Here is a 20,614-nt window from a genome sequence, read left to right as displayed (position 1 = left end):
TCGTGGCCCTCAACATCGCCGACCTCTTCGAACACGCCGTCGACGCCGTTCCGGACAAGCCCGCCGTCCAGGTGGGGGACCGCGTCATCTCCTTCGCCGAACTGGAGGCCGAGTCCAACAGGCTCGCCCACTACCTGCAGTCGCAGGGCATCGGCAAGGGCGATCACGTCGGTCTCTACTCCAAGAACTCGATCGAGCACGTCATCGCCCTGATCGCGATCCTCAAGGTGCGGGCCGTCTCGATCAACGTGAACTTCCGGTACGTCGCCGGCGAGCTCGAGTACCTCTTCGACAACGCCGACCTGGTCGGTCTGGTGCACGACCGGGTCTACGCCCCGCTGGTCGCCGAGGTGGCGCCGAAGATCGGGAGCCTGAAGACCTTCGTGGCGGTGCCGAACCCGCTCGAGCCCGACGACGCCAGCGACCTGTCGTCGTTCGGCGGCGTCACGCTCGAGCAGGCCGTCGCCGGCCAGTCCGACGCCCGCGACTTCGGCGAGCGCAGCCCCGACGACATCCACATCATCTACACGGGTGGCACCACCGGCTTCCCCAAGGGCGTGATGTGGCGGCACGAGGACTTCTGGCGAGTCCTCGGCGGCGGCATCGACTTCATGACGGCCGAGCCGCTGGAGGAGTACGACCAGTCGAAGAAGGCCAAGGACGACAGCCTGGTCACGCTGCCGCTCAGCCCGTTGATGCACGGCGGCGCGCAGGCATCGCTGCTCATGCACCTCTTCGCCGGTCAGGTGACGATCCTCGAGCCGAAGTTCGACCCGGTCCGCACCTGGGAGCTCGTCGACAAGCACGGCGTGCAGATGATGTTCATGACCGGCGACGCGATGGCGGTCCCGCTCATCGACGCCTACGAGGCCGGTGGCTTCGACGGTCAGACGCTCTTCGCCATCGCCTCCAGCGCCGCGATCTTCTCGAAGTCGGTCAAGGAGCGCTGGATGAAGCACTTCCCCAACGCCGTCTTCACCGACTCCGTCGGCTCCTCCGAGACCGGCTTCCAAGGCACCGGCCTGCAGGACGCCAGCGCCCTGTCGACCGATGGACCGGTCGTGTCGATCCCGCCGACGACCGTGATCCTCGGCGACGACAACCAGCTCCTCGACCCCGTCAAGGACGTCGGCCGGGTCGGCCGCACGGCTCGCTCCGGCAACGTGCCCGTCGGCTACTACAAGGACCCCGAGAAGTCGGCGAAGACCTTCGTCGAGATCGACGGCGTGCGCTACTCGATCCCCGGCGACAACGCCCGGATCGAGGAGGGCAACCGGATCACCCTGCTCGGCCGTGGCTCCAACTGCATCAACACCGGTGGCGAGAAGGTCTATCCGGAGGAGGTCGAGCAGGCGATCAAGGCCCACCCGGGCGTCTATGACTGCCTGGTGGTCGGCCTGCCCGACGAGAAGTACGGGCAGGCCGTCGCTGCCGTCGTCGAGGCCCGTCCGGGGCACACGGTCGAGCTCGAGGAGCTCCGCACGTTCCTCCGCGCGCACCTCTCCGGCTACAAGCTGCCGCGGGCGTTGACGATCGTCCCGGAGATCCCGCGCAATGCCACCGGCAAGGCGCAGTACCCCAAGGCGAAGGAGATGGCCCTCGCCGCAACCGCCACGACCACTGGAGCGAACGCCTGATGCGCACCCCGCTGTGCGATGCCTTCGGCATCGAGTACCCGATCTTCGCCTTCACCCCCTCCGAGCACGTCGCCGCGGCCGTGTCGCGTGCCGGTGGCCTGGGTGTGCTCGGGTGCGTCCGGTTCAACGACGCCGAGGAGCTCGACCGGGTCCTGACCTGGATGGACGACAACACCGACGGCAAGCCCTACGGCGTCGACGTCGTCATGCCGATGAAGGTGCCCACCGAGGGAACCTCGACCGACCTCTCGCAGTACATCCCCGAGGACCACCGGAAGTTCGTCGACGAGACGCTGCTCAAGCTCGGCGTCCCGCCGCTCCCGGAGGGCGAGGGGCGCGAGGGCGTCCTGGGGTGGCTGCACTCGATGGCTCGCTCCCACGTGGACGTCGCACTCCAGCACCGCCCGGTGCTCATCGCCAACGCGCTCGGCACGCCGCCGACCGACGTGATCGCGGAGTGCCAGGCCGCGGGCCTGAAGGTCGCGGCCCTCGCGGGTGCGCCGAAGCACGCGCAGAGCCACGTCGCCAACGGCGTCGACATCATCATCGCCCAGGGCTACGAGGCGGGCGGCCACACCGGCGAGATCGCCAGCATGGTGCTCACCCCCGACATCGTCGACGCCGTCGGTCCCGACGTCCCCGTCCTCGGCGCGGGCGGCATCGGCTCCGGCCGGCAGATCGCTGCCTCGCTCGGGCTCGGCGCCCAGGGCGTGTGGACCGGCTCGATCTGGCTCGGCACCGAGGAGTATCGCAACCTCGCCTCCAACGAGGGCTGGGAGACCGCCTTCCTGCGCGCGACGTCGTCCGACACGGTGCGCACCCGGGTCTACACCGGCAAGCCCGCGCGCCTCCTGAAGACCAAGTGGACGCAGGCCTGGGAGGAGGAGGGTGCTCCCGCGCCTCTCCCGATGCCGCTGCAGAACCTCCTGGTCGCCGACGCGCACAACCGGATCAACGCCTCCGGCGACCCGGACGTCATCTCGATGCCGATCGGTCAGATCGTCGGTCGGATGAACGAGGTCCGCCCCGTCGCCGAGGTCATGGCCGACCTCGTGGCGGAGTTCCAGGACACCGTCAAGAAGCTCGACGGCATCGCCGGCGGCTGACGCCCGCACGCACCACTAGAGTGACGCGCGTCACCCGAGACGAGGAGCTGGCCATGGGGGCTCGACCGATGCTGAACCCGCTGCGACGTCGCGTGGCGGTGGCGGTCGCCGCCGCCGGCGTCGTCATCGGCGGCACCTTCGCCGTCGCAGAGGACGGTGGCCCGCCGCAGGCGGTGCCCACGGCGACGTGCGGACCCGACTCGCTGCCGGAGACCGGGCTCCAGGGACGCACCCCCAAGGCCGACTTCACCTCGGGCCGCGCGCTCAAGGGCTACACCTGCAACACCCGCCAGGTGGGCAAGTACGGCGCGACCGGCGGGTTCAAGACGCTGCGCTACACCGACGCCCAGGGACACACCTGCGCGTTCTACGACTCGACCCGGATGATCGGGCTCGACGTCGTCGGCAACCTGCTCAACGGCACCGGACTGGGCGTCGTCGTGCTCGACATGGCCGATCCGGCCGCGCCGCGCAAGACCGCCAACCTGATGTCGCCGGCCATGCTGAGCCCGCACGAGTCGCTGCTCCTCAACGAGGAGCGGGGACTGCTGGTCGGCGTCATGGGCACGCTGCTCACGGCGCCCGGCGTGCTCGACGTCTATGACATCAGCAAGGACTGCCGCAAGCCGCGGCTGCTGTCGTCCTCACTGTCCGGCGTCCTGGGGCACGAGAGCGGCTTCTCGCCCGACGGCAACACCTTCTGGTCGGCGGGCGCCGCGGGCTTCACCATCACCGCGATCGACATGGTCAACCCGAAGTCGCCGAAGCCGATCCTGATCCACCCCGGCCTGGTCGCCCACGGCCTGCGCTTCTCCGACGACGGCGACACGATGTACGTCGCCAACATGGGTGCGCCCTCGGCCAACAGCATCCTCGACAACCCGAGCCTGCAGATCTACGACGTCTCGCAGGTCCAGGACCGCCAGAAGTCGGCGAAGATCACCAAGCTCTCCGAGCTCGACTGGACCGACATCTCCATCCCGCAGGTGGCCGAGCCCTTCACGCGTGACGGGCGTCAGTACGTCCTCGAGGTCGACGAGTTCACGGACTTCTTCGGCGACGGCTGGACGGTCGACTTCGCGACGAGTCCAGTCGGTGCCGCGCGGATCATCGACGTCACCGACTCCTCGGCGCCCGCGCTCGTCTCCGACATCCGCCTCGCGGTGCACCAGAAGGAGAACCGCACGGCCGAGCTCATGAAGGACCCGGGTGCGGCGCTGCCGATCGGCGGCTACTCGGCGCACTACTGCTCGGTGCCGACGCGGGACAACCCCAACCTCGCCGCCTGCTCGATGCTCGGCTCGGGCCTGCGGATCTTCGACATCCGCGACGTCGAGAACCCCGTCGAGGTCGCCTACTTCAACAAGCCCTCGCGCAACGGCGCGACCGCGATGTCACAGCCCGCGTGGGACGTCGAGGCGGGCACGGTCTGGTACACCGACGGCACCGGAGGCTTCTTCGTCGTCGAGCTCACCAACGGCGTCGAGGACCTGCTCAACTGACGTCGTACGACGTGCCGCGCTCGGCCCGCACCCACGCGGTGCCCGGCGCGGGGACTCCCTCAGCCGCCAGCGTCCGCTTCAGCACCTTGTTGGTCGCGGTCCGGGGGAGTGCCTCGACGATCCGCACGAAGCGCGGCCATGCCTTGCGTGACAGGTCCGCCTGGGCACTGAGGAAGGACTCGAGCTCATCGGGTCCGACGGGACTCCGCAGGAGCAGTGCCGCGGCGACCTGGTCGCCGACCTTCGGGTCGGGCACGGCATAGACGGCCGCCTCGGCGACGGCAGGGTGGCGCAGCAGCACCCGCTCGATGGGGGCGGCGGCGAGGTTCTCGCCGTCGACCCGCAGCCAGTCGCCGGTGCGCCCAGCGAAGTAGACCCAGCCGTCGGCGTCGCGGTAGGCCAGGTCGCCGGACCAGTACATCCCGCCGCGCATCCGGTCGGCCTCGGCGTCGTCGTCCTTGTAGTAGCCGGCGAAGGCGCCCCGGCCGGCCGTGTTGACGAGCTCTCCGATCGCCTCGTCGGCGTTGAGGAGGGCGCCGTCGCCGTCGAAGACCGCGTCGGCGGTCTCGGACGCCGTCTCGCTGTCGAGGACCTTGATCCCCTCGAGCGGCATCCCGAGGCTGCCGGCCGGCATCCCGGGGCGGCGTTGGACGATGACGGCGTTCTCGGTCGAGGAGTAGGAGTCGACGACCTCGCAGCCGAAGCGCTCCGCGAAGGCGGCGATGTCGGCCTCGTTGGCCTCGTTGCCGAAGACCAGCCGCAGCGGGTTGTCCGCGTCGTCGGGCTGCTCGGGGGTGGCCAGCACGTAGGTCAGCGGCTTGCCGACGTAGTTGGCGTAGGTGGCGCCATGGCGCCGCACGTCGACGAGGAAGCCGGAGGCGCTGAACCGTCGGGCGAGGGCGACCGCGGAGCCGGTCGCGAGTGCCGGCGCCCACCCGGCCATGATCGCGTTGGAGTGGAACATCGGCATCGACACATAGGCGATGTCCTGCTCCTCCCCGGCGCTGAGCCCGAAGCGCTCGCCGAGGAGGACGCCGGGGCCGGAGACCTTCTGGTCGGTGACCCGGACGGCCTTGGGGTCGCCGGAGGTGCCCGAGGTGAAGATCAGCATCAGCAGGTCGTCCGGGCTCGACCGGTGGTCGGGCAGCGGAGCGCCGGCCTGTCGCTCGAGGAGGTCGCGCCACGCTGCCCCGTCGACGTCGATGACCGGCACGGAGAGGTCGTCCGGGAGCAGGTCCCGCAGGTGCGGCTCCACCAGGACGACCTGGCAGTCGGTGCGCGCGACGTCTCCTGCGAGCGCCGCGCCCCGGCGGGTGCTGTTGAGGCCCACGACGACCTGGCCGGCCAGGGCCGCACCGCCGAGCACGAAGGCGAACTCGGGGACGTTGTCCATCAGCACGGCGACGTGAGGCGGTCGGTCGGACGCCAGCACCTCGTCGAGAGCGTTGGCCCGTGCCGCGCTCTCCTGGACGACCTCGGACCACGACCAGCGCCGATCCTCGAAGAGCAGGCCGGGGCGGCCGTCGGACGAGCGGGCGAGCAGCTGCTCGCGTACGGTCATGCGAAGGTGCGGCCGATCGCCAGCGCCTGCTCCGTCGCGCCCCCGAAGAGGAACTCGAAACGCTTGCCGGTGGTGAAGTAACGATGCGCCTCGCCGTCGAGGTCGATGCCCACACCACCGTGGACGTGGACCGTCGTGTGCGCGATCCGGTGACCGGCGTCGGCGGCCCACAGCTTGGCGGTCGCGACCTCGGTCGCAGCCGGCAGGCCCTCCTGCAGGCGCCAGATCGCCTGCCACAGCGTCAGGCGCTGGCCGAGGACGTCGATGAAGCCGTCGGCCAGGCGCTGGGACACCGCCTGGAAGGTGCCGATCGGTCGGCCGAACTGCTCGCGCGTCTTCGCGTACGCCGCGGTGAGGCGCAGCGCACCCTCCGTGACGCCGAGCTGCTCGGCGGCGGAGAGGGCGACCAGCAGGTGACCCAGTCGCTCCGCGGCCGCGGCATCGCCGACGCGCGTCGACGGCGTGGCGTCGAAGGTGACGAGCGCCGCGACGTCGCCGTCACTGGTCTTCTGCGGCTGGCGGTCCAGCCCGGCGGTCTCGACGAGGTGGACGCCCACGCCCTCCGGCCCGGTCGCGGTCACGAGCAACGCGTCCGCGACCATGCCGGCGCGGACCAGCGTCTTGACGCCGGTGAGGGCACCGGTCGCGTCCGCGGTGACGGTGGGCGCGGACGGCAGATGGGCCCGCTCCTCGGCGACCGCGGCGGCGTAGACGGCAGCAGAGGGGGCGTGCCCCTGCTCGGCGAGCAGCGCGGTGCACGCGCCGTGCACGGCCAGCGGGACGGGGGCGACACGCTGGCCGGTCTCGACCAGGACCCGGGCGAGCTCGATGAGGCCGAGCCCCGCCCCGTCGTACTCCTCGGGGAGGTGGAGGCTCAGCAGGCCGGCCTCGCCGAGGTCCTTCCACAGGTCGCGGTCGAAGCGCCCCGGTGTCGTCTCGTCTACCTCGACCTGCTTGAGGCGCTCATTGGTCGTCTTGTCGGCGAGGATCTTCGCCGCGAGATCCGCCGCCTCGTCCTGCTCAGGGGTGAAGAGGAAGTCCATGGGGTGTCCTTATCGCTTCGCGGCCGGGAGGCCGAGGCCGACGTAGCCGATGATGTCGCGCTGGATCTCGTTGGTGCCGCCACCGAAGGTCATGACCAGCGAGGAGCGGTGGAAGCGCTCGAGGCGGCCGGCCACCGCCGCGCCCGGGGAGTCCGCAGTGATGCCGGCATGCGGGCCGACGATCTCCATCAACGTCCGGTAGACCTCGGTCGCCAGCTCCGAGCCGTAGATCTTGGTGGCCGACGCCTCGGCCGGGGAGAGCGCCACGCCGTGGTCGGCGTCGGCGGCGAGCTTCCAGTTGACGAGGGTCAGCGCCTCGATCCGGGCGTGGGCACGACCGAGGGCGATCTGGACCCACTCGGTGTCGATCACGCGGCTGCCGTCGGGGTTGCGCGTCTCGGACGCCCACTGCTTGACGGTGTCGAGGGAGAGGCGCAGCGGTGCGGCGGACGTGAGGGCCACCCGCTCGTGGTTGAGCTGGTTGGTCATCAGGGCCCAGCCGCCGCCGCGCTCGCTGATGAGGTTGCCGGCGGGGACGCGGACGTCGGTGTAGTAGGTCGCCGAGGTGTGCACCCCGGCCACCGTGTGGACCGGGGTGTAGGAGAAGCCGGGCGAGTCCGCGGGCACGAGGATCATCGACAGGCCCTTGTGGCGCGGTGCGTCGGGCTCGGTGCGGCAGGCCATCCAGAGCCAGTCGGCGTACTGGATGAGCGAGGTCCACATCTTCTGCCCGTTGATGACCCACTCGCCGGTCGACTCGTCGAGGACCGCCTTCGTCTGGAGCGAGGCGAGGTCGGTGCCGGAGCCGGGCTCGGAGTAGCCGATCGAGAAGTGCAGCTCTCCGGCGAGGATCTTCGGGAGGAAGAACTCCTTCTGCTCCTCGCTGCCGAAGCGCATGATCGTCGGCCCGACCGTGTTGAGCGTCAGGTAGGGGATCGGGACGCCCGCGACGGCAGCCTCGTCGGTGAAGATGAGCTGCTCCACCATGGAGCGGGCCTGGCCGCCGTACTCCTTGGGCCAGCCGATACCGAGCCAACCGTCCTTGCCGATCTGTCGGATGACGTCCTTGTAGACGCCGGCCTCGCCGAACTCGCCGGTGGCCGAGGCCAGCCCGGCCCGGATCTCCGGCGTGACGAGCTCGGCGAAGTAGGCGCGGAGCTCCTCGCGCAGCGCGATCTGCTGCGGCTCCAGGTCGATGTGCATCGGATCTCCTGTGGCGGGTCTGTGGTGCGTCCGGGCGAGCCGGTTGTTGTCACTGTAACGGCAAAACTGTAACGTGTTCTACATGACCGACACCCGAACCCTCGATCAGGGAAATGCGCCCATCCGCTTCGCGCGCGGGTGGCACTGCCTCGGCCTCGCCGAGGACTTCCGCGACGGCAAGCCGCACCCGATCGAGGGCTTCGGCACCAAGCTCGTGGTGTGGGCCGACTCCCAGGGGGAGCTCAAGGTCCTGGACGGCTTCTGCCGGCACATGGGTGGCGACCTGACCCAGGGCGAGGTCAAGGGCGACAACATCGCCTGTCCCTTCCACGACTGGCGCTGGGGTGGCGACGGCAAGTGCAAGGAGATCCCCTACGCGCGGCGCGTGCCGCTGCGCGCCCGCACGCAGCGCTACGAGACGGCGGTGCGCAACGGGCAGCTGCTGATCTGGAACGACCCCGAGGGGTCGGCGGCCGACCACGACCTGCTGCCTCCGGAGCTGCCGGACGTGATGACGGACAAGTACACGCCGTGGTCGTGGCACGTGAAGGAGATCAACGGCTCCCACTGCCGCGAACTGATCGACAACGTCGCGGACATGGCGCACTTCTACTACGTGCACTTCGCCTTCCCGACGAGCTTCCGCAACATCTTCGAGGGTCACACCGCCACCCAGTTCATGGAGTCGAAGGGGCGACCGGACAAGGGGGACGGCGGCTACAGCGGCGAGGACTCGATGCTGCGCTCCGAGGCCACCTACTACGGGCCGTCGTACATGATCAACTGGCTCGAGGTCGACTACAAGGGCTTCGTCACCGAGGTCATCCTCATCAACTGTCACATTCCGACCGGGCCCGAGAGCTTCCGGCTCCAGTACGGCATCAGCGTGCGGAAGCCCGAGGGTCTCGACGAGAAGTCGGTCGACTACATCGCCGAGGCCTATACCAAGTCCTTCGGCGACGGCTTCCTCCAGGACGTGGCGATCTGGGAGAACAAGGTCGCGGTCCAGAATCCGCTGCTCTGCGAGGAGGACGGTCCCGTCTACCAGTTGCGTCGGTGGTACGAGCAGTTCTACACCGATGTCGCCGACATCAAGCCCGAGATGACCGACCGGTTCGAGTTCGAGGTCGACACCACCAAGGCCAACGAGTACTGGCACGCCGAGGTCGCCGAGAACCTTGCCCGGATGGCTGCCGACGGCGAGCACGCCCACCACTGATGGCCTCCTTCGTCCCCTCCAGCGCCGAGACCGTCGAGGACCAGCGCCTCTACACCGAGGAGCGCCTCGTCGAGGTCGCCTGCCTCGACTGCCTCGCGTCGGTGCGGGTGAAGAAGAACAGCGAGCACCAGACCTCCGTGCAATGGAGCACGGAGGGACGGTCGCATTGTCAAGAGTTCCAGCGCCGAGGAACCGGGCCCGGCAGGCGAGATCTGCACAAGCCGTGCCCGCGCATGATGGCTAGCATCGACGACGCGGTTCGGGCCGGAGACGTCCCGATCGGCGCGTACGACGGGTACTGAGCCCCGCCCCACACAACGTTTCGTAGGAGTTCCGTGGACATCGAGTCCTTTGTGCTGGACGTCGTCGGCGTGGTCGAGGAGACCGCCGACGCCAAGTCCATCAGCTTCGCCGTGCCCGAGGGTGCGGCGGAGAAGTTCGCCTACACACCGGGCCAGTTCCTGACGGTCGCCGTGCCGAGCGACCAGACCGGACTCGCGGCGCGCTGCTACTCGCTGTCCAGCAGCCCGCACGACGGTGGTCCGCTGACCGTGACGGTCAAGCGCACCGCCGACGGCTACGCGTCGAACTGGATCTGCGACAACCTCGCCGTCGGCGACACCCTGAGGGTGCTGCCGCCGTCCGGGATCTTCACGCCGAAGGACATCAACGCCGACCTGCTGCTCTTCGGCGGCGGCTCCGGCGTCACGCCGATCATGTCGATCACCCGCACCGCGCTGGTGGAGGGCGCCGGTCGGATCGTCGTTTTCTACGCCAACCGCGACGAACGGTCGGTCATCTTCGCCGACGAGCTCACGCGCCTCGCCGCGGAGCACCCCGACCGGCTCCAGGTCATCCACTGGCTAGAGAGCGTCCAGGGCCTGCCCACCCAGGAGCAGATGAAGGCCTTCGCCCGGCAGTACGCCGGGTTCGACTCCTTCGTCTGTGGTCCCGCGCCCTTCATGAAGATGGTCACCTCGGTCCTCAAGGAGCTCGAGGTCCCGCGCGAGCTGCGCCACCAGGAGAAGTTCGTCTCCCTCGGCGGCAACCCCTTCGGCGACGTCGCTGAGATCCAGGCCGCGGAGGAGGAGATCGCCGCGGCCGAGTCCGACGACGACGCCGCGGCCGCGGACGCCTTCGGTGACCTGCCCGCCGGACCGGTCAAGCTCGAGGTCGAGCTGGACGGCGAGGAGCACACCTTCGACGACTGGGACCCCCGGACCAAGATGCTCGACTTCCTGGAGTCGAAGGGTGTCAAGGCGCCGTACTCCTGCCGCGAGGGGGAGTGCTCGGCCTGCGCGATCCGACTCGTCGAGGGCGACGTGAAGATGATCCACAACGACGTCCTCGACAAGGACGACCTCGAGGACGGCATCCGGCTCGGCTGCCAGGCGCTGCCGCTCACCGACACGGTCAAGGTCAGCTACAGCTGAAATGGCGCGAGCGTGTCGTCCGATCGAAGGCAGCGCACGGACCCTTCGGGCCCATGCTTGCCTCCGATGCGGCTTCGCCGCCCGGGACGCCACGCTGCCGCGCTCGCAGTTGTCTTGCGTAGAGCTCAAGTCCGCCTGGCGGCCATCGGTCCCGACTGGCGCGGACGCGCACGGGTACCGGGAGCGCATGTCTTCCGTCGAGCGCACCATCACGGTCGATCGCCCCGTCGAGGCCGTGTGGACCTATCTGACCGACTTCTCGACCACGGAGCAGTGGGACCCGCCGACGGTCTCGACGGTCCGGACGTCGGGTGACGGTGGCGTCGGCACGACCTACCGCAACGTGAGCAAGGTTCTCGGACACGAGGCAACGGTGGACTACGAAGTGGTCGCCTACGAGCCCTACGAGCGATTCGAGCTCGTGGGCTCCGCCAGTGGCCTCGACCTGCACGACACGATGTCGTTCTCGTCCGACGGCACCTCGACGACGGTCACCTATCGCGCCGAGTTCACGCCGCGCGGGGCGGCGAAGCTCGCCACACCTCTGATCGCCGGCGGCATCGAGGTCCTCGGGTCGCGCGTGGCATCCAGCCTGGAGGAGCACCTCCTCGCGCTCTGACCCGGATCCGGGTCTGAGGCCGCTCGTCAGCCGAGGCGGGCCGCGAGACGCATCGCGATCATGTGGGCGATCGACTCGATGGAGATCATCGGGTTGACGCCCGACGGCGTCGGGAAGCACGAGGCGTCGGCGACGTAGAGGTCCTCCACGTCCCACGTGCGGCCGTCGGGGTCCAGGGCCGAGGTGTCGGGGGAGCCGCCCATCCGTGCGCTCCCCATGATGTGGAGCGCTGCCAGCGCGAGCGACGCAGGCGCGGCGCCCGCCGCCCGGAGGTCCCTCTCGAAGGACTCGACCGAGCCACGCACACCGGGCTCGTAGTCGACCGGGCGGTGGTGCGTCGAGGCGATCCAGCGGGCTCCGGCGGCTTCCGCGATGCGGGCCGCCCCGACCATGCCCTGCATCAGGTGCTCGGTGTCGCGCGGCGAGAGCCGGTAGCGGACGATCGGCTCGCCGTCCTTGCCGGTCTCGACGGTGCCGCCCGGGTCACGGTCACGGACGATGAGGGCCACCCCGAGCATGTGCTGCAGGTCCTTCATCCGGTCGCGGAAGTCGTCAGCACCCCGCCAGTTGACGAATCCCGTGCCGAAGCCGGGCGTCAGGGGCGCGGTCTCGAAGAGCACGCCGTAGCCGTTGCCGTCGAGGTCGGTCATCGCGTCGACGTAGCGGCTCTGCATGGATCCGACCCAGCCACGCACGGGCTCGTCCATCCGTCCCCACACCGCCGTCGCGGGGTGCAGGCGGAGATGACGTCCGATGTTGGGATTGGTCAGCCCGCTGCGGTGCAGGAGGGCGGGCGTCTGGATCGCGCCCGCGGCGACGACGACCGCACGGGCGCGGACCCGCACCCGGTGCCCTGCGTCGCTGACTCCCACCACCCCGGTGGCCCGGCCGAAGCTGGTCTGCACCTGGCGCACCTGGACGCCCGTCACGAGGCGAGCTCCCGCGCGAGCCGCGTCGAGCAGCCACGTCTTGGTGGTCGACTGCTTGGCACCGACCCGGCAGCCCATGCCGCAGCGCCCGCACTCGACGTCCTGGTCGCAGCCGAGGACGTTGCGCGGCATGGCGGCCGACTCCCAGCCCAGTGCGAGCGCCCCACGCTCCAGGAGTGCGTCACGGGGCGCGGCCTTGTCATGCTCGGTGTTGCCGCCCAGTCGCGCGCAGACGGCGTCCATCGAGGCGGCGTACTCCTCGGTGGTGAACTGGGGGACACCGTGACCCGCCCATTCCTCCCGCACGCGGTCCGGGGTGCGGAAGGACGTCGTGTAGTTGACGACCGTCCCGCCGCCGAGGCCGCGTCCGGCGACCAGCGCGACCTGCCCCTCCGCTGTCGACTGGGGCGCGAGAGCGTAGAGCTCGAGGAAGCCGGTCTCCTCCCCGCCGTCGAAGTGGCGCTCGTCGTGGAGCTGGCCGGCCTCGAGGACGATCACGTCGAGCCCGGCCGCGGCCAGGACCCCGGCCGCCGTACCGCCGCCCGCGCCCGACCCGACCACGACGACGTCGCAGGACATCGCCGTCTCCCGGTCGATGGTGAGCGGCTGGATCTCGGGCGCCGGCGGGTCGGGCCGGACGCCGAGGGGACCGGAGTAGCCCAGGTCGTCCCAGACCTGCGGACCTCCGGTCATGTAGTACGACGAGAGCGCGGCCGTCTTGAGCCCCTGGAAGAGAGCTCGCTTCGCGCCGATCGAGGAGTCCGACAGCGAGAGCAGCGCCGCCTCGCGCTCTGCCTGGGAGAGCTGCGAGAAGCGGCGTGGTCGGCCCGTGAGCGCGAGACCGGTCGCGCGGGAGTCCCAGAGATCGAGGAGGACCTTGAGCTGGCGGATCTCGCCGGCCCGAGGGTTGCGCTCGGCAAGGCTCAGGGCCAGCTCGTGGGTGCCCAGATCGGTCGGCAGCGGCGCGCCGTCGGTGCTGCCCGCGAACGTGTCGGCGATGAGACCCATCGCCCGGACCTGCCGTGCAGTGAACGCCATGATCGGGACTCTAGGGGTGGCAATGCCCCATGGCGAGCAAGTCAGTGCTAGCGTCGACGTGTTGAAGGAGGTCCGTGGTGACACGCACCTTCCCGCCGGTCGGTCTGTCCTGTCGACCAGCGGTCACTGCAGTTGCTCTTGGTCATGCTGAGACGCCGTTCGAGTGGTTTCAGCCCGTGTCGGTCGACTTGACCGGCACGGCTCGAGGATGACGATTCAAGGAGACTCACATGGCCAGTGGCACCGTGAAGTGGTTCAACGACGACAAGGGCTTCGGCTTCATCGAGCAGGACGGTGGCGGCGCCGACGTGTTCGTTCACCACACCGCCATCGCCGGCACCGGCTTCAAGAGCCTCGCCGAGAACCAGAAGGTCGAGTTCGAGGTCACGCAGGGCCCCAAGGGCCCGCAGGCCGAGAACGTCCGCAAGGTCTGATCTTGCGCTGAGCCCATCTTGGGCTCGCACTGTCGGGGCCGGGTGGCACAGTTCGTCGCGTGACGAACGTGCTGCCCGGCCCTGACGGCATTTTCCGGTGCTCGTGGGCGGTCTCCGCGCCGGAGTTCCCCGCCTACCACGACACCGAGTGGGGCTTCCCCGTCGTCGACGACCTGCGCCTCTTCGAGAAGGTGTGCCTCGAGGGCTTCCAGTCCGGGCTGAGCTGGCGCACGATCCTGGTGAAGCGCCCGGCCTTCCGCGAGCTCTTCGCCGGATTCGATCCCAGCCTCGTCGCGGCCTACGGCGAGACCGACGTCGCTCGCCTGCTGACCGACGCGCGGATCATCCGCCACCGCGGCAAGATCGAGGCGACCATCAACAACGCCGCCCGCGCGCTCGAGCTGATCGAGGAGCGCGGCTCGCTGGCGGCGTACTTCTGGTCCTTCGAGCCTGACCCGGCCGAGGTGCCCGTCCCGCAGACGCTCACCACCTCGCCCACCGCCATCGCGATGTCGAAGGACCTCAAGAAGCGCGGCTGGCGCTTCGTCGGGCCGACCACCGCCTTCGCCTTCATGCAGGCGATGGGCCTCGTCAACGACCACGTCGAGGGGTGCGTGACCCGCGAGGCCGTCCGCGACGCGCGGGCGTCCTTCGCCTCCCCGGCGTAGTCCCCCGCACGCGGACTACGCCGATTCCCTACTGCCCCGGCAGGTTCCCCGCTGGCTAGCGTGCCAACATGACCGTCCGTGCGCTGTCGGCGACCCTGGCGCTTGTCGCCACGTCCCTGGCCGGTGTCGGGCTCGGCGCGGCCCGGGCCGATGCGGCAGCGCCGTCGAACGACCTGATCGCCAACGCGACGCCCATCACCGGCGATGCCGGCTCGGTGACGGGCACCACGGCCGGCGCCACCTGGACGGCGGTGGACCACGACACGGGAACGTTCGACATCCACCTCTCGACGACGTGCGCCCAGTCCTTCTACGAGGGCCCGCCACCGACGCCGACTCCACCGGCCGACAGGGGCTACTACATCGTGCGTGACGAGGTCGGTGCCGTCGTGGGGTCGAGGCGTCGCTGGAACGTCAACAACCCGACCGGTGAGACGCCGACGGTCATCACCGACCTCCCGCTGGTGCCCGGCTCCCACACCTACACCGTGCGGTTCTACTACGGCTCGTCGTACCTCTACTGCGCCGGGTCGCAGACGCAGGTCACCGTCGTCGACGCCCAGCCGACGCTCACCACGCTGTCGGCGGTGGTGAGCAGGCAGAAGGTGACCTTCACGGGCTCGGTCACGCCGGCTCCGCCCGCCGGATCGAGCATCCAGATCCGTGAGGTCCACGACTCCCTCCTAGGTCTGCTGCTCTTGGGTGGGGCCGGGACGGGCTCCCTGACCGGTGTGCTGCCCGGCAAGCACACCTACATCGGCTGGTTCGAGAGTCCCTTCCCCGCCTTCGCGAGCTCGACCGCCGTCCCGGTGACGGTCACCGTGCCCAAGTACGTCACGATCACGTCTCTCGCTGCGCCGACCTCCGTCAAGGTCGGAGCGCGGCCCACGATCACCACTCGGGTCAAGGCCGGCGGCGTCGCCGCGAAGGGGAGAGTGGTGATCCGGGTGAACGGCAGGTCCGTCGCCACCCGCACGCTCGTCAACGGGACGGTGACGCAGCGGCTACCGAGGCTGGCCAGGGGCAGGGCCACCGTCACGGTGGTCTATCGGGCCACCACGCTGAACGCGTCGTCGTCGGCGACGCGGGTGATCACCGTCCGGCGCTGACCCCGGATGCTGTCGGCTGACCTCAGGGCAGGGTGACGGTGCGAGCGCTTCACCAGCCGCGCTCGCGCCATTCGGCCAGGTGCGGACGCTGCTCGCCGAGGGTGGAGTCGTTGCCGTGGCCGGGGTAGAACCAGGTGTCGTCCGGGAGCGTGCCGAAGATCTTGGTCTCGACGTCGTCGATGAGGGTCGCGAACGCCGCGTCATCGCCGAACGTGTTGCCGACGCCGCCCGGAAAGAGCGAGTCGCCGGTGAACAGGTGCGGGTGACCTGAGGGGTCGCGGTAGAGCAGGCAGATCGAGCCGGGGGTGTGCCCGGTGATCCGGATGACCTCGAGGACGCACTCGCCGACCACGATGGTGTCACCGTCGACGACGCGTCGGTCGACGTGCACGCCGGTCTGCTCCGTGATGGCGTCGGCGTCGGGCTCGCCGGCGACCACCGCGGCGCTGGTGGCCTCGGCGACCGCCTTGAGCGCGCGGTGGTGGTCCCAGTGCTGATGGGTGGTGATCACGGAGCCGAGGTTGGTGCCGGTGAGCAGCGCCAACAGCTCTTCCGCGGCGTCGGCGGCGTCGATGAGCACTCGGCTGCCGGTCGCTCGGCAGGTCAGTACGTAGCAGTTGTTGGACATCTTCTCGTCGACCGCGACCTTCGTGATGGTCAGGTCGGCCAGCTCGCGTACGTCGGGTGCGCCGCCCGGCGTCACCTCTCCGGTGTAGGTCATCGTCCCCCCATCGTCGGCAGCGTCCCGTCCGTGCTCGACAGTACTGGCCCCGGGTCGCGACCGGTGGCCCACCAGGCCAGGGCGGCCACGGGGCCGGAGAGCGTCGGCGCCTCCGCACCGGGCGTGCCGAAGTCGAGGAGCCAGCCGTCGGCGTCGACGTGGAAGCCGGGACCGCGGTGACGCCGTGCCGACCACGCCAGGAACTCCCGGGCCGTCTCCGCAGGCCAGTCCTCGGGGCCATAGCCGGCCACCAGGTCTCCGTGGTGGATCTCGACCTCGCGCAGCCGCAGGAGCGGGATCAAGGAGGCGTCGAGCACCTGGCCGCCGGGAGTCCGGTCGAAGGTGGTGCCGGCGGCAACCACGCCGGCCCTCTGATCCGCGTCCGCGAAGGCGGCACAGGCCGCCGTCAGACGCCGGCGGATCTCCTCGACGGGACCCGCGCCGAGCTCGGCGATGTCGGAGTCGCGACGCTCGTCCGAGACGTACATGGTGGTCGGCCGGCCATCGGCCAGGCCGCCGAGCACGCCGGCGAGACCCTCCGCGTTGAGCGCGACGTGGGCCACCACGTGCGCGCGGGACCAGCCGGAGCAGAGACTCTGGACCCGCCAGGTGTCGTCCGGGAGGGCCTCCACGGTGGCGAGGAGGCGGTCGGTGGCGGCCTCGATGGCGGTCTGTTCGGGGGGCGTCACACCACCATCATGCCCGCGAAACGAGCGTTGTCGGTGGCGGGTGAGAGGCTGGGTCCCAGGCGTGGCGGTTTGCCGTGCCGTCGTACGATGGCGAACATGTGTTCGACGGATCCGTCGTGGGTCCGACCAGCCATGAAGGGCAAGCAGTGATCGACCAGCTGATCATCCGCGGGGCGCGGGAGCACAACCTCAAGGACGTCTCCATCGACCTGCCCCGCGACTCACTGATCGTCTTCACCGGACTGTCGGGCTCGGGCAAGTCGAGCCTGGCGTTCGACACGATCTTCGCCGAGGGGCAGCGACGCTACGTCGAGTCGTTGTCCGCCTACGCGCGTCAGTTCCTGGGCCAGATGGACAAGCCCGACGTGGACTTCATCGAGGGCCTGTCCCCGGCGGTGAGCATCGACCAGAAGTCCACGAGCAAGAACCCCCGCTCGACGGTCGGCACGATCACCGAGGTCTACGACTACCTCCGACTGCTCTACGCCCGCGCCGGGCGACCGCACTGCCCGACGTGCGGGGCCCCGATCGAGCGCCAGACGCCGCAGCAGATCGTCGACCGGATGATGGCTCTCGAGGAGGGCACCCGCTTCCAGGTCCTCGCACCCGTCGTGCGCGGCCGCAAGGGGGAGTACGTCGACCTCTTCCGGCAGCTGCAGTCCCAGGGGTTCTCCCGGGTCAGGGTCGACGGCGAGACGCACAGCCTCGACAACCCGCCGACCCTCGACAAGAAGCTCAAGCACAGCATCGACGTCGTGGTCGACCGCCTGGCGGTCAAGGACTCGGCCAAGCGGCGCCTGACCGACTCGGTCGAGACCGCGCTCGGCCTCGCCGGCGGGCTCGTCGTGTTCGACATGGTCGACAGCACCAAGCGGGGCGGCGAGGAGATGAGGTTCTCCGAGAAGATGGCCTGCCCCAACGAGCACGCCATCGAGACCGACGACCTCGAGCCGCGCTCGTTCTCGTTCAACTCCCCGTTCGGCGCCTGCCCGTCCTGCACCGGCCTCGGCACCCGGATGGAGGTCGACCCCGAGCTCGTGGTGCCCGACCAGGACGCGACCCTCGCCGAGGGCGCGCTGCAGCCGTGGAGCCACGCCCACGTCGCGGACTACTTCGGGCGCCTGCTCATCGCCCTCGGTGAGGAGCTCGGCTTCGACGTCGACACGCCGTGGGAGCAGCTGTCACCGAAGGCGCAGAAGGCGATCCTCGAGGGCCACCCCACCAAGGTCCACGTCGTCACCCGCAACCGCTACGGCCGCGAGCGCTCCTACTACGCCGACTTCGAGGGCGTCCGGACCTACGTCGAGCGGCGCCACCGCGAGGCCGAGAGCGACACCAGCCGCGAGCGCTTCGAGGGCTTCATGCGGGAGGTCCCGTGCCCCGTGTGCGCCGGCAGCCGCCTCAAGCCCGTGTCGATGTCGGTCACGCTGGGCTCCCGGGAGGCCGGCGGCAAGAACATCGCCGAAGTGTGCGCGCTGCCGATCAACGAGGCGGCCGCCTATCTCGCCGACCTCGACCTGTCCGCCCGTGAGCGCCAGATCGGCGAGCGGGTGCTCAAGGAGATCCAGGAGCGTCTCAACTTCCTGCTCGACGTCGGCCTCGACTACCTCTCGCTCGACCGGCCCTCGGGCTCGCTGTCCGGCGGCGAGGCCCAGCGGATCCGGCTCGCGACCCAGATCGGCGCCGGCCTCGTCGGCGTCCTCTACGTCCTCGACGAGCCGTCGATCGGCCTGCACCAGCGCGACAACCAGAAGCTGATCGAGACCCTGATCCGCCTCAAGGACCTCGGCAACACCCTCATCGTCGTCGAGCACGACGAGGACACCATCAAGGTCGCCGACTGGATCGTCGACATCGGCCCGGGCGCCGGCGAGCACGGCGGCCAGGTCGTCCACTCCGGCACCGTGGCCGACCTGCTGACGCACCCGGACTCGATGACCGGGCAGTACCTCTCCGGTCGACGCGAGATCGCCGTGCCCGCCGTACGACGCCCGCGGACCGTCGGTCGCGAGCTGAAGGTGATCGGCGCAAAGGAGCACAACCTCCAGGGCGTCGACGTCGCCTTCCCGCTCGGCGTCTTCTGCGCCGTCACCGGCGTCTCCGGGTCCGGCAAGTCCACGCTGGTCAACGACATCCTCTACACGTCGCTGGCCAAGCAGATCTACAACGCCCGCGCGATCCCCGGGCGCCACCAGAAGGTCACGGGGCTCGAGCACGTCGACAAGGTCATCCACGTCGACCAGTCGCCGATCGGCCGCACGCCGCGGTCCAACCCAGCGACCTACACGGGCGTCTTCGACCACGTCCGCAAGCTGTTCGCGCAGACGCCCGAGGCCAAGATGCGCGGCTACCAGCAGGGCCGCTTCTCCTTCAACGTCAAGGGCGGTCGCTGCGAGGCGTGCGCCGGCGACGGCACGATCAAGATCGAGATGAACTTCCTGCCGGACGTCTACGTCCCCTGCGAGGTCTGCCACGGAGCGCGCTACAACCGCGAGACGCTCGAGGTGCACTACAAGGGCAAGACCATCGCCGAGGTGCTCGACATGCCGATCGAGGAGGCGTTGGAGGTCTTCGGCGCGGTCCCGGCGATCGCACGGCACATGAAGACGCTCACCGAGGTCGGCCTCGGCTACGTCCGGCTCGGTCAGCCGGCGACCACGCTGTCGGGCGGCGAGGCGCAGCGGGTCAAGCTCGCCGCCGAGCTGCAGAAGCGATCCACCGGACGCACCGTCTACGTGCTCGACGAGCCGACGACCGGCCTGCACTTCGAGGACATCCGCAAGCTGCTCGACGTCCTCGCCGGTCTCGTCGACAAGGGCAACACGGTCCTGGTGATCGAGCACAACCTGGACGTCATCAAGACCGCCGACTGGATCATCGACATGGGTCCCGAGGGTGGCTCGCGGGGCGGCACCGTCGTCGCCGAGGGCACGCCGGAAGAGGTCGCCGCCGTCGCAGCGAGCCACACCGGCAGCTTCCTGGCTCCCCTGCTCGACGGCCGCGGCGCGAAGCAGCCCGGCCGTCCGCGGAAGGCGCCGGCTCCGGAGCCCGACAAGAAGTCGGCAGCGAAGAGGGCTCCGGCCAAGAAGGCTCCTGCCAGGAAGGCGCCCGCGAAGAAGGCGACCCGCTCCGCCAAGGCCTGAGCCGGTTCGCATCGCCCGGCCACAGGCTCCTCTCAGCCACCAGCCGTAACCTGACTCCCATGACCTCAGCGATGCACCGGAGGCACGCCCTCCGCGGAGCGGTGACCCTGGGCGCGGCTGCGCCACTCGTCGCCGCCTGCAGCGGGAGTGACGACGGCACGGCGACCGACGCGACCTCCCCGTCCACACCGACGTCGACGAGCCCGACGTCGACGGGATCGGCGCCGGACGGCGGCACGACCCCCGACGCGGAGGGGACTGCACCCGCCGTCGGACTGGTCGCGACGGCCGACGTCCCCGTCGGCGGGGGAGTGATCCTGTCGGAGGAGGAGCTCGTCGTCACGCAGCCCGGCGACGGCAGCTTCGTGGCGTTCACCGCGATCTGCACCCACCAGGGGTGCCTGGTCGGCTCGGTCGGCGACGGCGCCATCACCTGCCCGTGCCACAACAGCACGTTCTCGATCACCGACGGCTCCGTGCTGGGGGGACCGGCCAACGGTCCGCTCGAAGAGGTCGCCGTCGAGGTGGTCGACGGACAGGTGGTCCGGGCATGACGGGCA

General features: G+C 69.9%; 18 protein-coding genes. 12 read left to right on the top strand and 6 right to left on the bottom strand.

Annotated elements, in window-relative coordinates:
- Window positions 1–2 precede the first annotated feature (2 nt).
- The 3 genes from E9934_RS09790 to E9934_RS09780 are packed head-to-tail and all read left to right on the top strand — an operon-like array spanning window position 3 to window position 4,245.
- Window positions 3–1,637: an acyl-CoA synthetase gene (locus E9934_RS09790; RefSeq protein ID WP_136562716.1), complete on the top strand. Its 1,635-nt coding sequence runs from the start codon at window positions 3–5 to the stop codon at window positions 1,635–1,637.
- A complete protein-coding gene (locus E9934_RS09785; RefSeq protein WP_136562715.1) occupies window positions 1,637–2,743 on the top strand; it encodes an NAD(P)H-dependent flavin oxidoreductase in 1,107 nt (368 codons plus the stop codon). The genes E9934_RS09790 and E9934_RS09785 overlap by 1 nt, the downstream gene beginning before the upstream one ends.
- Before the next feature lie 53 nt (window positions 2,744–2,796).
- Window positions 2,797–4,245, top strand: coding sequence for an LVIVD repeat-containing protein (locus E9934_RS09780; RefSeq protein ID WP_136562714.1), 1,449 nt, complete (start codon window positions 2,797–2,799; stop codon window positions 4,243–4,245).
- On the opposite strand, the gene E9934_RS09775 is transcribed toward E9934_RS09780, so the two are convergent.
- The 3 genes from E9934_RS09775 to E9934_RS09765 are packed head-to-tail and all read right to left on the bottom strand — an operon-like array spanning window position 4,238 to window position 8,052.
- Window positions 4,238–5,806: a long-chain-fatty-acid--CoA ligase gene (locus E9934_RS09775; RefSeq protein WP_136562713.1), complete on the bottom strand. Its 1,569-nt coding sequence runs from the start codon at window positions 5,804–5,806 to the stop codon at window positions 4,238–4,240. The two genes, E9934_RS09780 and E9934_RS09775, sit on opposite strands and share 8 nt — an antisense overlap.
- A complete protein-coding gene (locus tag E9934_RS09770) occupies window positions 5,803–6,849 on the bottom strand; it encodes an acyl-CoA dehydrogenase family protein (RefSeq protein WP_136562712.1) in 1,047 nt (348 codons plus the stop codon). The genes E9934_RS09775 and E9934_RS09770 overlap by 4 nt, the downstream gene beginning before the upstream one ends.
- Before the next feature lie 9 nt (window positions 6,850–6,858).
- Window positions 6,859–8,052 (bottom strand): acyl-CoA dehydrogenase family protein, encoded by a 1,194-nt coding sequence (locus tag E9934_RS09765; protein ID WP_136562711.1) that lies wholly within the window; start codon window positions 8,050–8,052, stop codon window positions 6,859–6,861.
- Between the two features lie 82 nt (window positions 8,053–8,134).
- Here E9934_RS09765 and E9934_RS09760 point away from each other — a divergent pair, with 82 nt between their 5' ends.
- From E9934_RS09760 to E9934_RS09745, 4 genes are all read left to right on the top strand, one after another.
- Entirely contained in the window at window positions 8,135–9,271 is a 1,137-nt protein-coding gene (locus E9934_RS09760; protein WP_136562710.1) for a 3-ketosteroid-9-alpha-monooxygenase, oxygenase component, read from the top strand.
- The gene (locus E9934_RS09755) at window positions 9,271–9,573 is read left to right on the top strand and encodes a hypothetical protein (RefSeq protein WP_136562709.1); all 303 of its coding nucleotides are present in this window, start codon (window positions 9,271–9,273) and stop codon (window positions 9,571–9,573) included. Before E9934_RS09760 ends, E9934_RS09755 begins: the two co-directional genes overlap by 1 nt.
- 33 nt (window positions 9,574–9,606) lie before the next feature.
- A complete protein-coding gene (locus E9934_RS09750) occupies window positions 9,607–10,704 on the top strand; it encodes a ferredoxin--NADP reductase (protein WP_136562708.1) in 1,098 nt (365 codons plus the stop codon).
- 187 nt (window positions 10,705–10,891) lie between these two features.
- Window positions 10,892–11,323, top strand: a complete 432-nt coding sequence (locus E9934_RS09745) for an SRPBCC family protein (protein WP_158294975.1) — start codon at window positions 10,892–10,894, stop codon at window positions 11,321–11,323.
- A gap of 26 nt (window positions 11,324–11,349) precedes the next feature.
- Here the strand turns inward: E9934_RS09745 and E9934_RS09740 are convergent, their stop codons facing one another.
- Complete coding sequence (locus E9934_RS09740) at window positions 11,350–13,290, bottom strand: FAD-dependent oxidoreductase (RefSeq protein ID WP_136562706.1); 1,941 nt, start codon at window positions 13,288–13,290, stop codon at window positions 11,350–11,352.
- A gap of 230 nt (window positions 13,291–13,520) precedes the next feature.
- Here E9934_RS09740 and E9934_RS09735 point away from each other — a divergent pair, with 230 nt between their 5' ends.
- The 3 genes from E9934_RS09735 (at window position 13,521) to E9934_RS09725 (ending at window position 15,501) form a co-directional block, all read left to right on the top strand.
- Window positions 13,521–13,724: a cold-shock protein gene (locus tag E9934_RS09735; RefSeq protein WP_136562705.1), complete on the top strand. Its 204-nt coding sequence runs from the start codon at window positions 13,521–13,523 to the stop codon at window positions 13,722–13,724.
- A gap of 59 nt (window positions 13,725–13,783) precedes the next feature.
- Complete coding sequence (locus E9934_RS09730; RefSeq protein ID WP_136562704.1) at window positions 13,784–14,392, top strand: DNA-3-methyladenine glycosylase I; 609 nt, start codon at window positions 13,784–13,786, stop codon at window positions 14,390–14,392.
- Between the two features lie 68 nt (window positions 14,393–14,460).
- A complete protein-coding gene (locus E9934_RS09725) occupies window positions 14,461–15,501 on the top strand; it encodes an Ig-like domain repeat protein (protein WP_136562703.1) in 1,041 nt (346 codons plus the stop codon).
- 49 nt (window positions 15,502–15,550) lie between these two features.
- Here E9934_RS09725 and E9934_RS09720 read toward each other — a convergent pair whose 3' ends face one another.
- Together E9934_RS09720 and E9934_RS09715 are read right to left on the bottom strand one after the other, a co-directional pair.
- Window positions 15,551–16,222: an MBL fold metallo-hydrolase gene (locus E9934_RS09720; RefSeq protein WP_136562702.1), complete on the bottom strand. Its 672-nt coding sequence runs from the start codon at window positions 16,220–16,222 to the stop codon at window positions 15,551–15,553.
- Window positions 16,219–16,911: a maleylpyruvate isomerase family mycothiol-dependent enzyme gene (locus tag E9934_RS09715; RefSeq protein WP_158294974.1), complete on the bottom strand. Its 693-nt coding sequence runs from the start codon at window positions 16,909–16,911 to the stop codon at window positions 16,219–16,221. Before E9934_RS09715 ends, E9934_RS09720 begins: the two co-directional genes overlap by 4 nt.
- A 146-nt stretch (window positions 16,912–17,057) precedes the next feature.
- Between E9934_RS09715 and uvrA the strand changes: the two genes are divergently transcribed.
- On the top strand, window positions 17,058–20,054 hold the full coding sequence (uvrA, locus tag E9934_RS09710) for an excinuclease ABC subunit UvrA (protein WP_136562700.1): 2,997 nt from the start codon (window positions 17,058–17,060) through the stop codon (window positions 20,052–20,054).
- Window positions 20,055–20,113: 59 nt separating this feature from the next.
- On the top strand, window positions 20,114–20,608 hold the full coding sequence (locus E9934_RS09705) for a Rieske (2Fe-2S) protein (RefSeq protein ID WP_238694873.1): 495 nt from the start codon (window positions 20,114–20,116) through the stop codon (window positions 20,606–20,608).
- The last annotated feature ends 6 nt before the right edge of the window (window positions 20,609–20,614 follow it).

It is taken from the genome of Nocardioides caeni (assembly GCF_004912195.1).
Taxonomy (GTDB): Bacteria; Actinomycetota; Actinomycetes; order Propionibacteriales; family Nocardioidaceae; genus Nocardioides; species Nocardioides caeni.
Note: the sequence above shows the minus strand (reverse complement) of the source record. Positions and strands in the feature narration are given on the sequence as shown.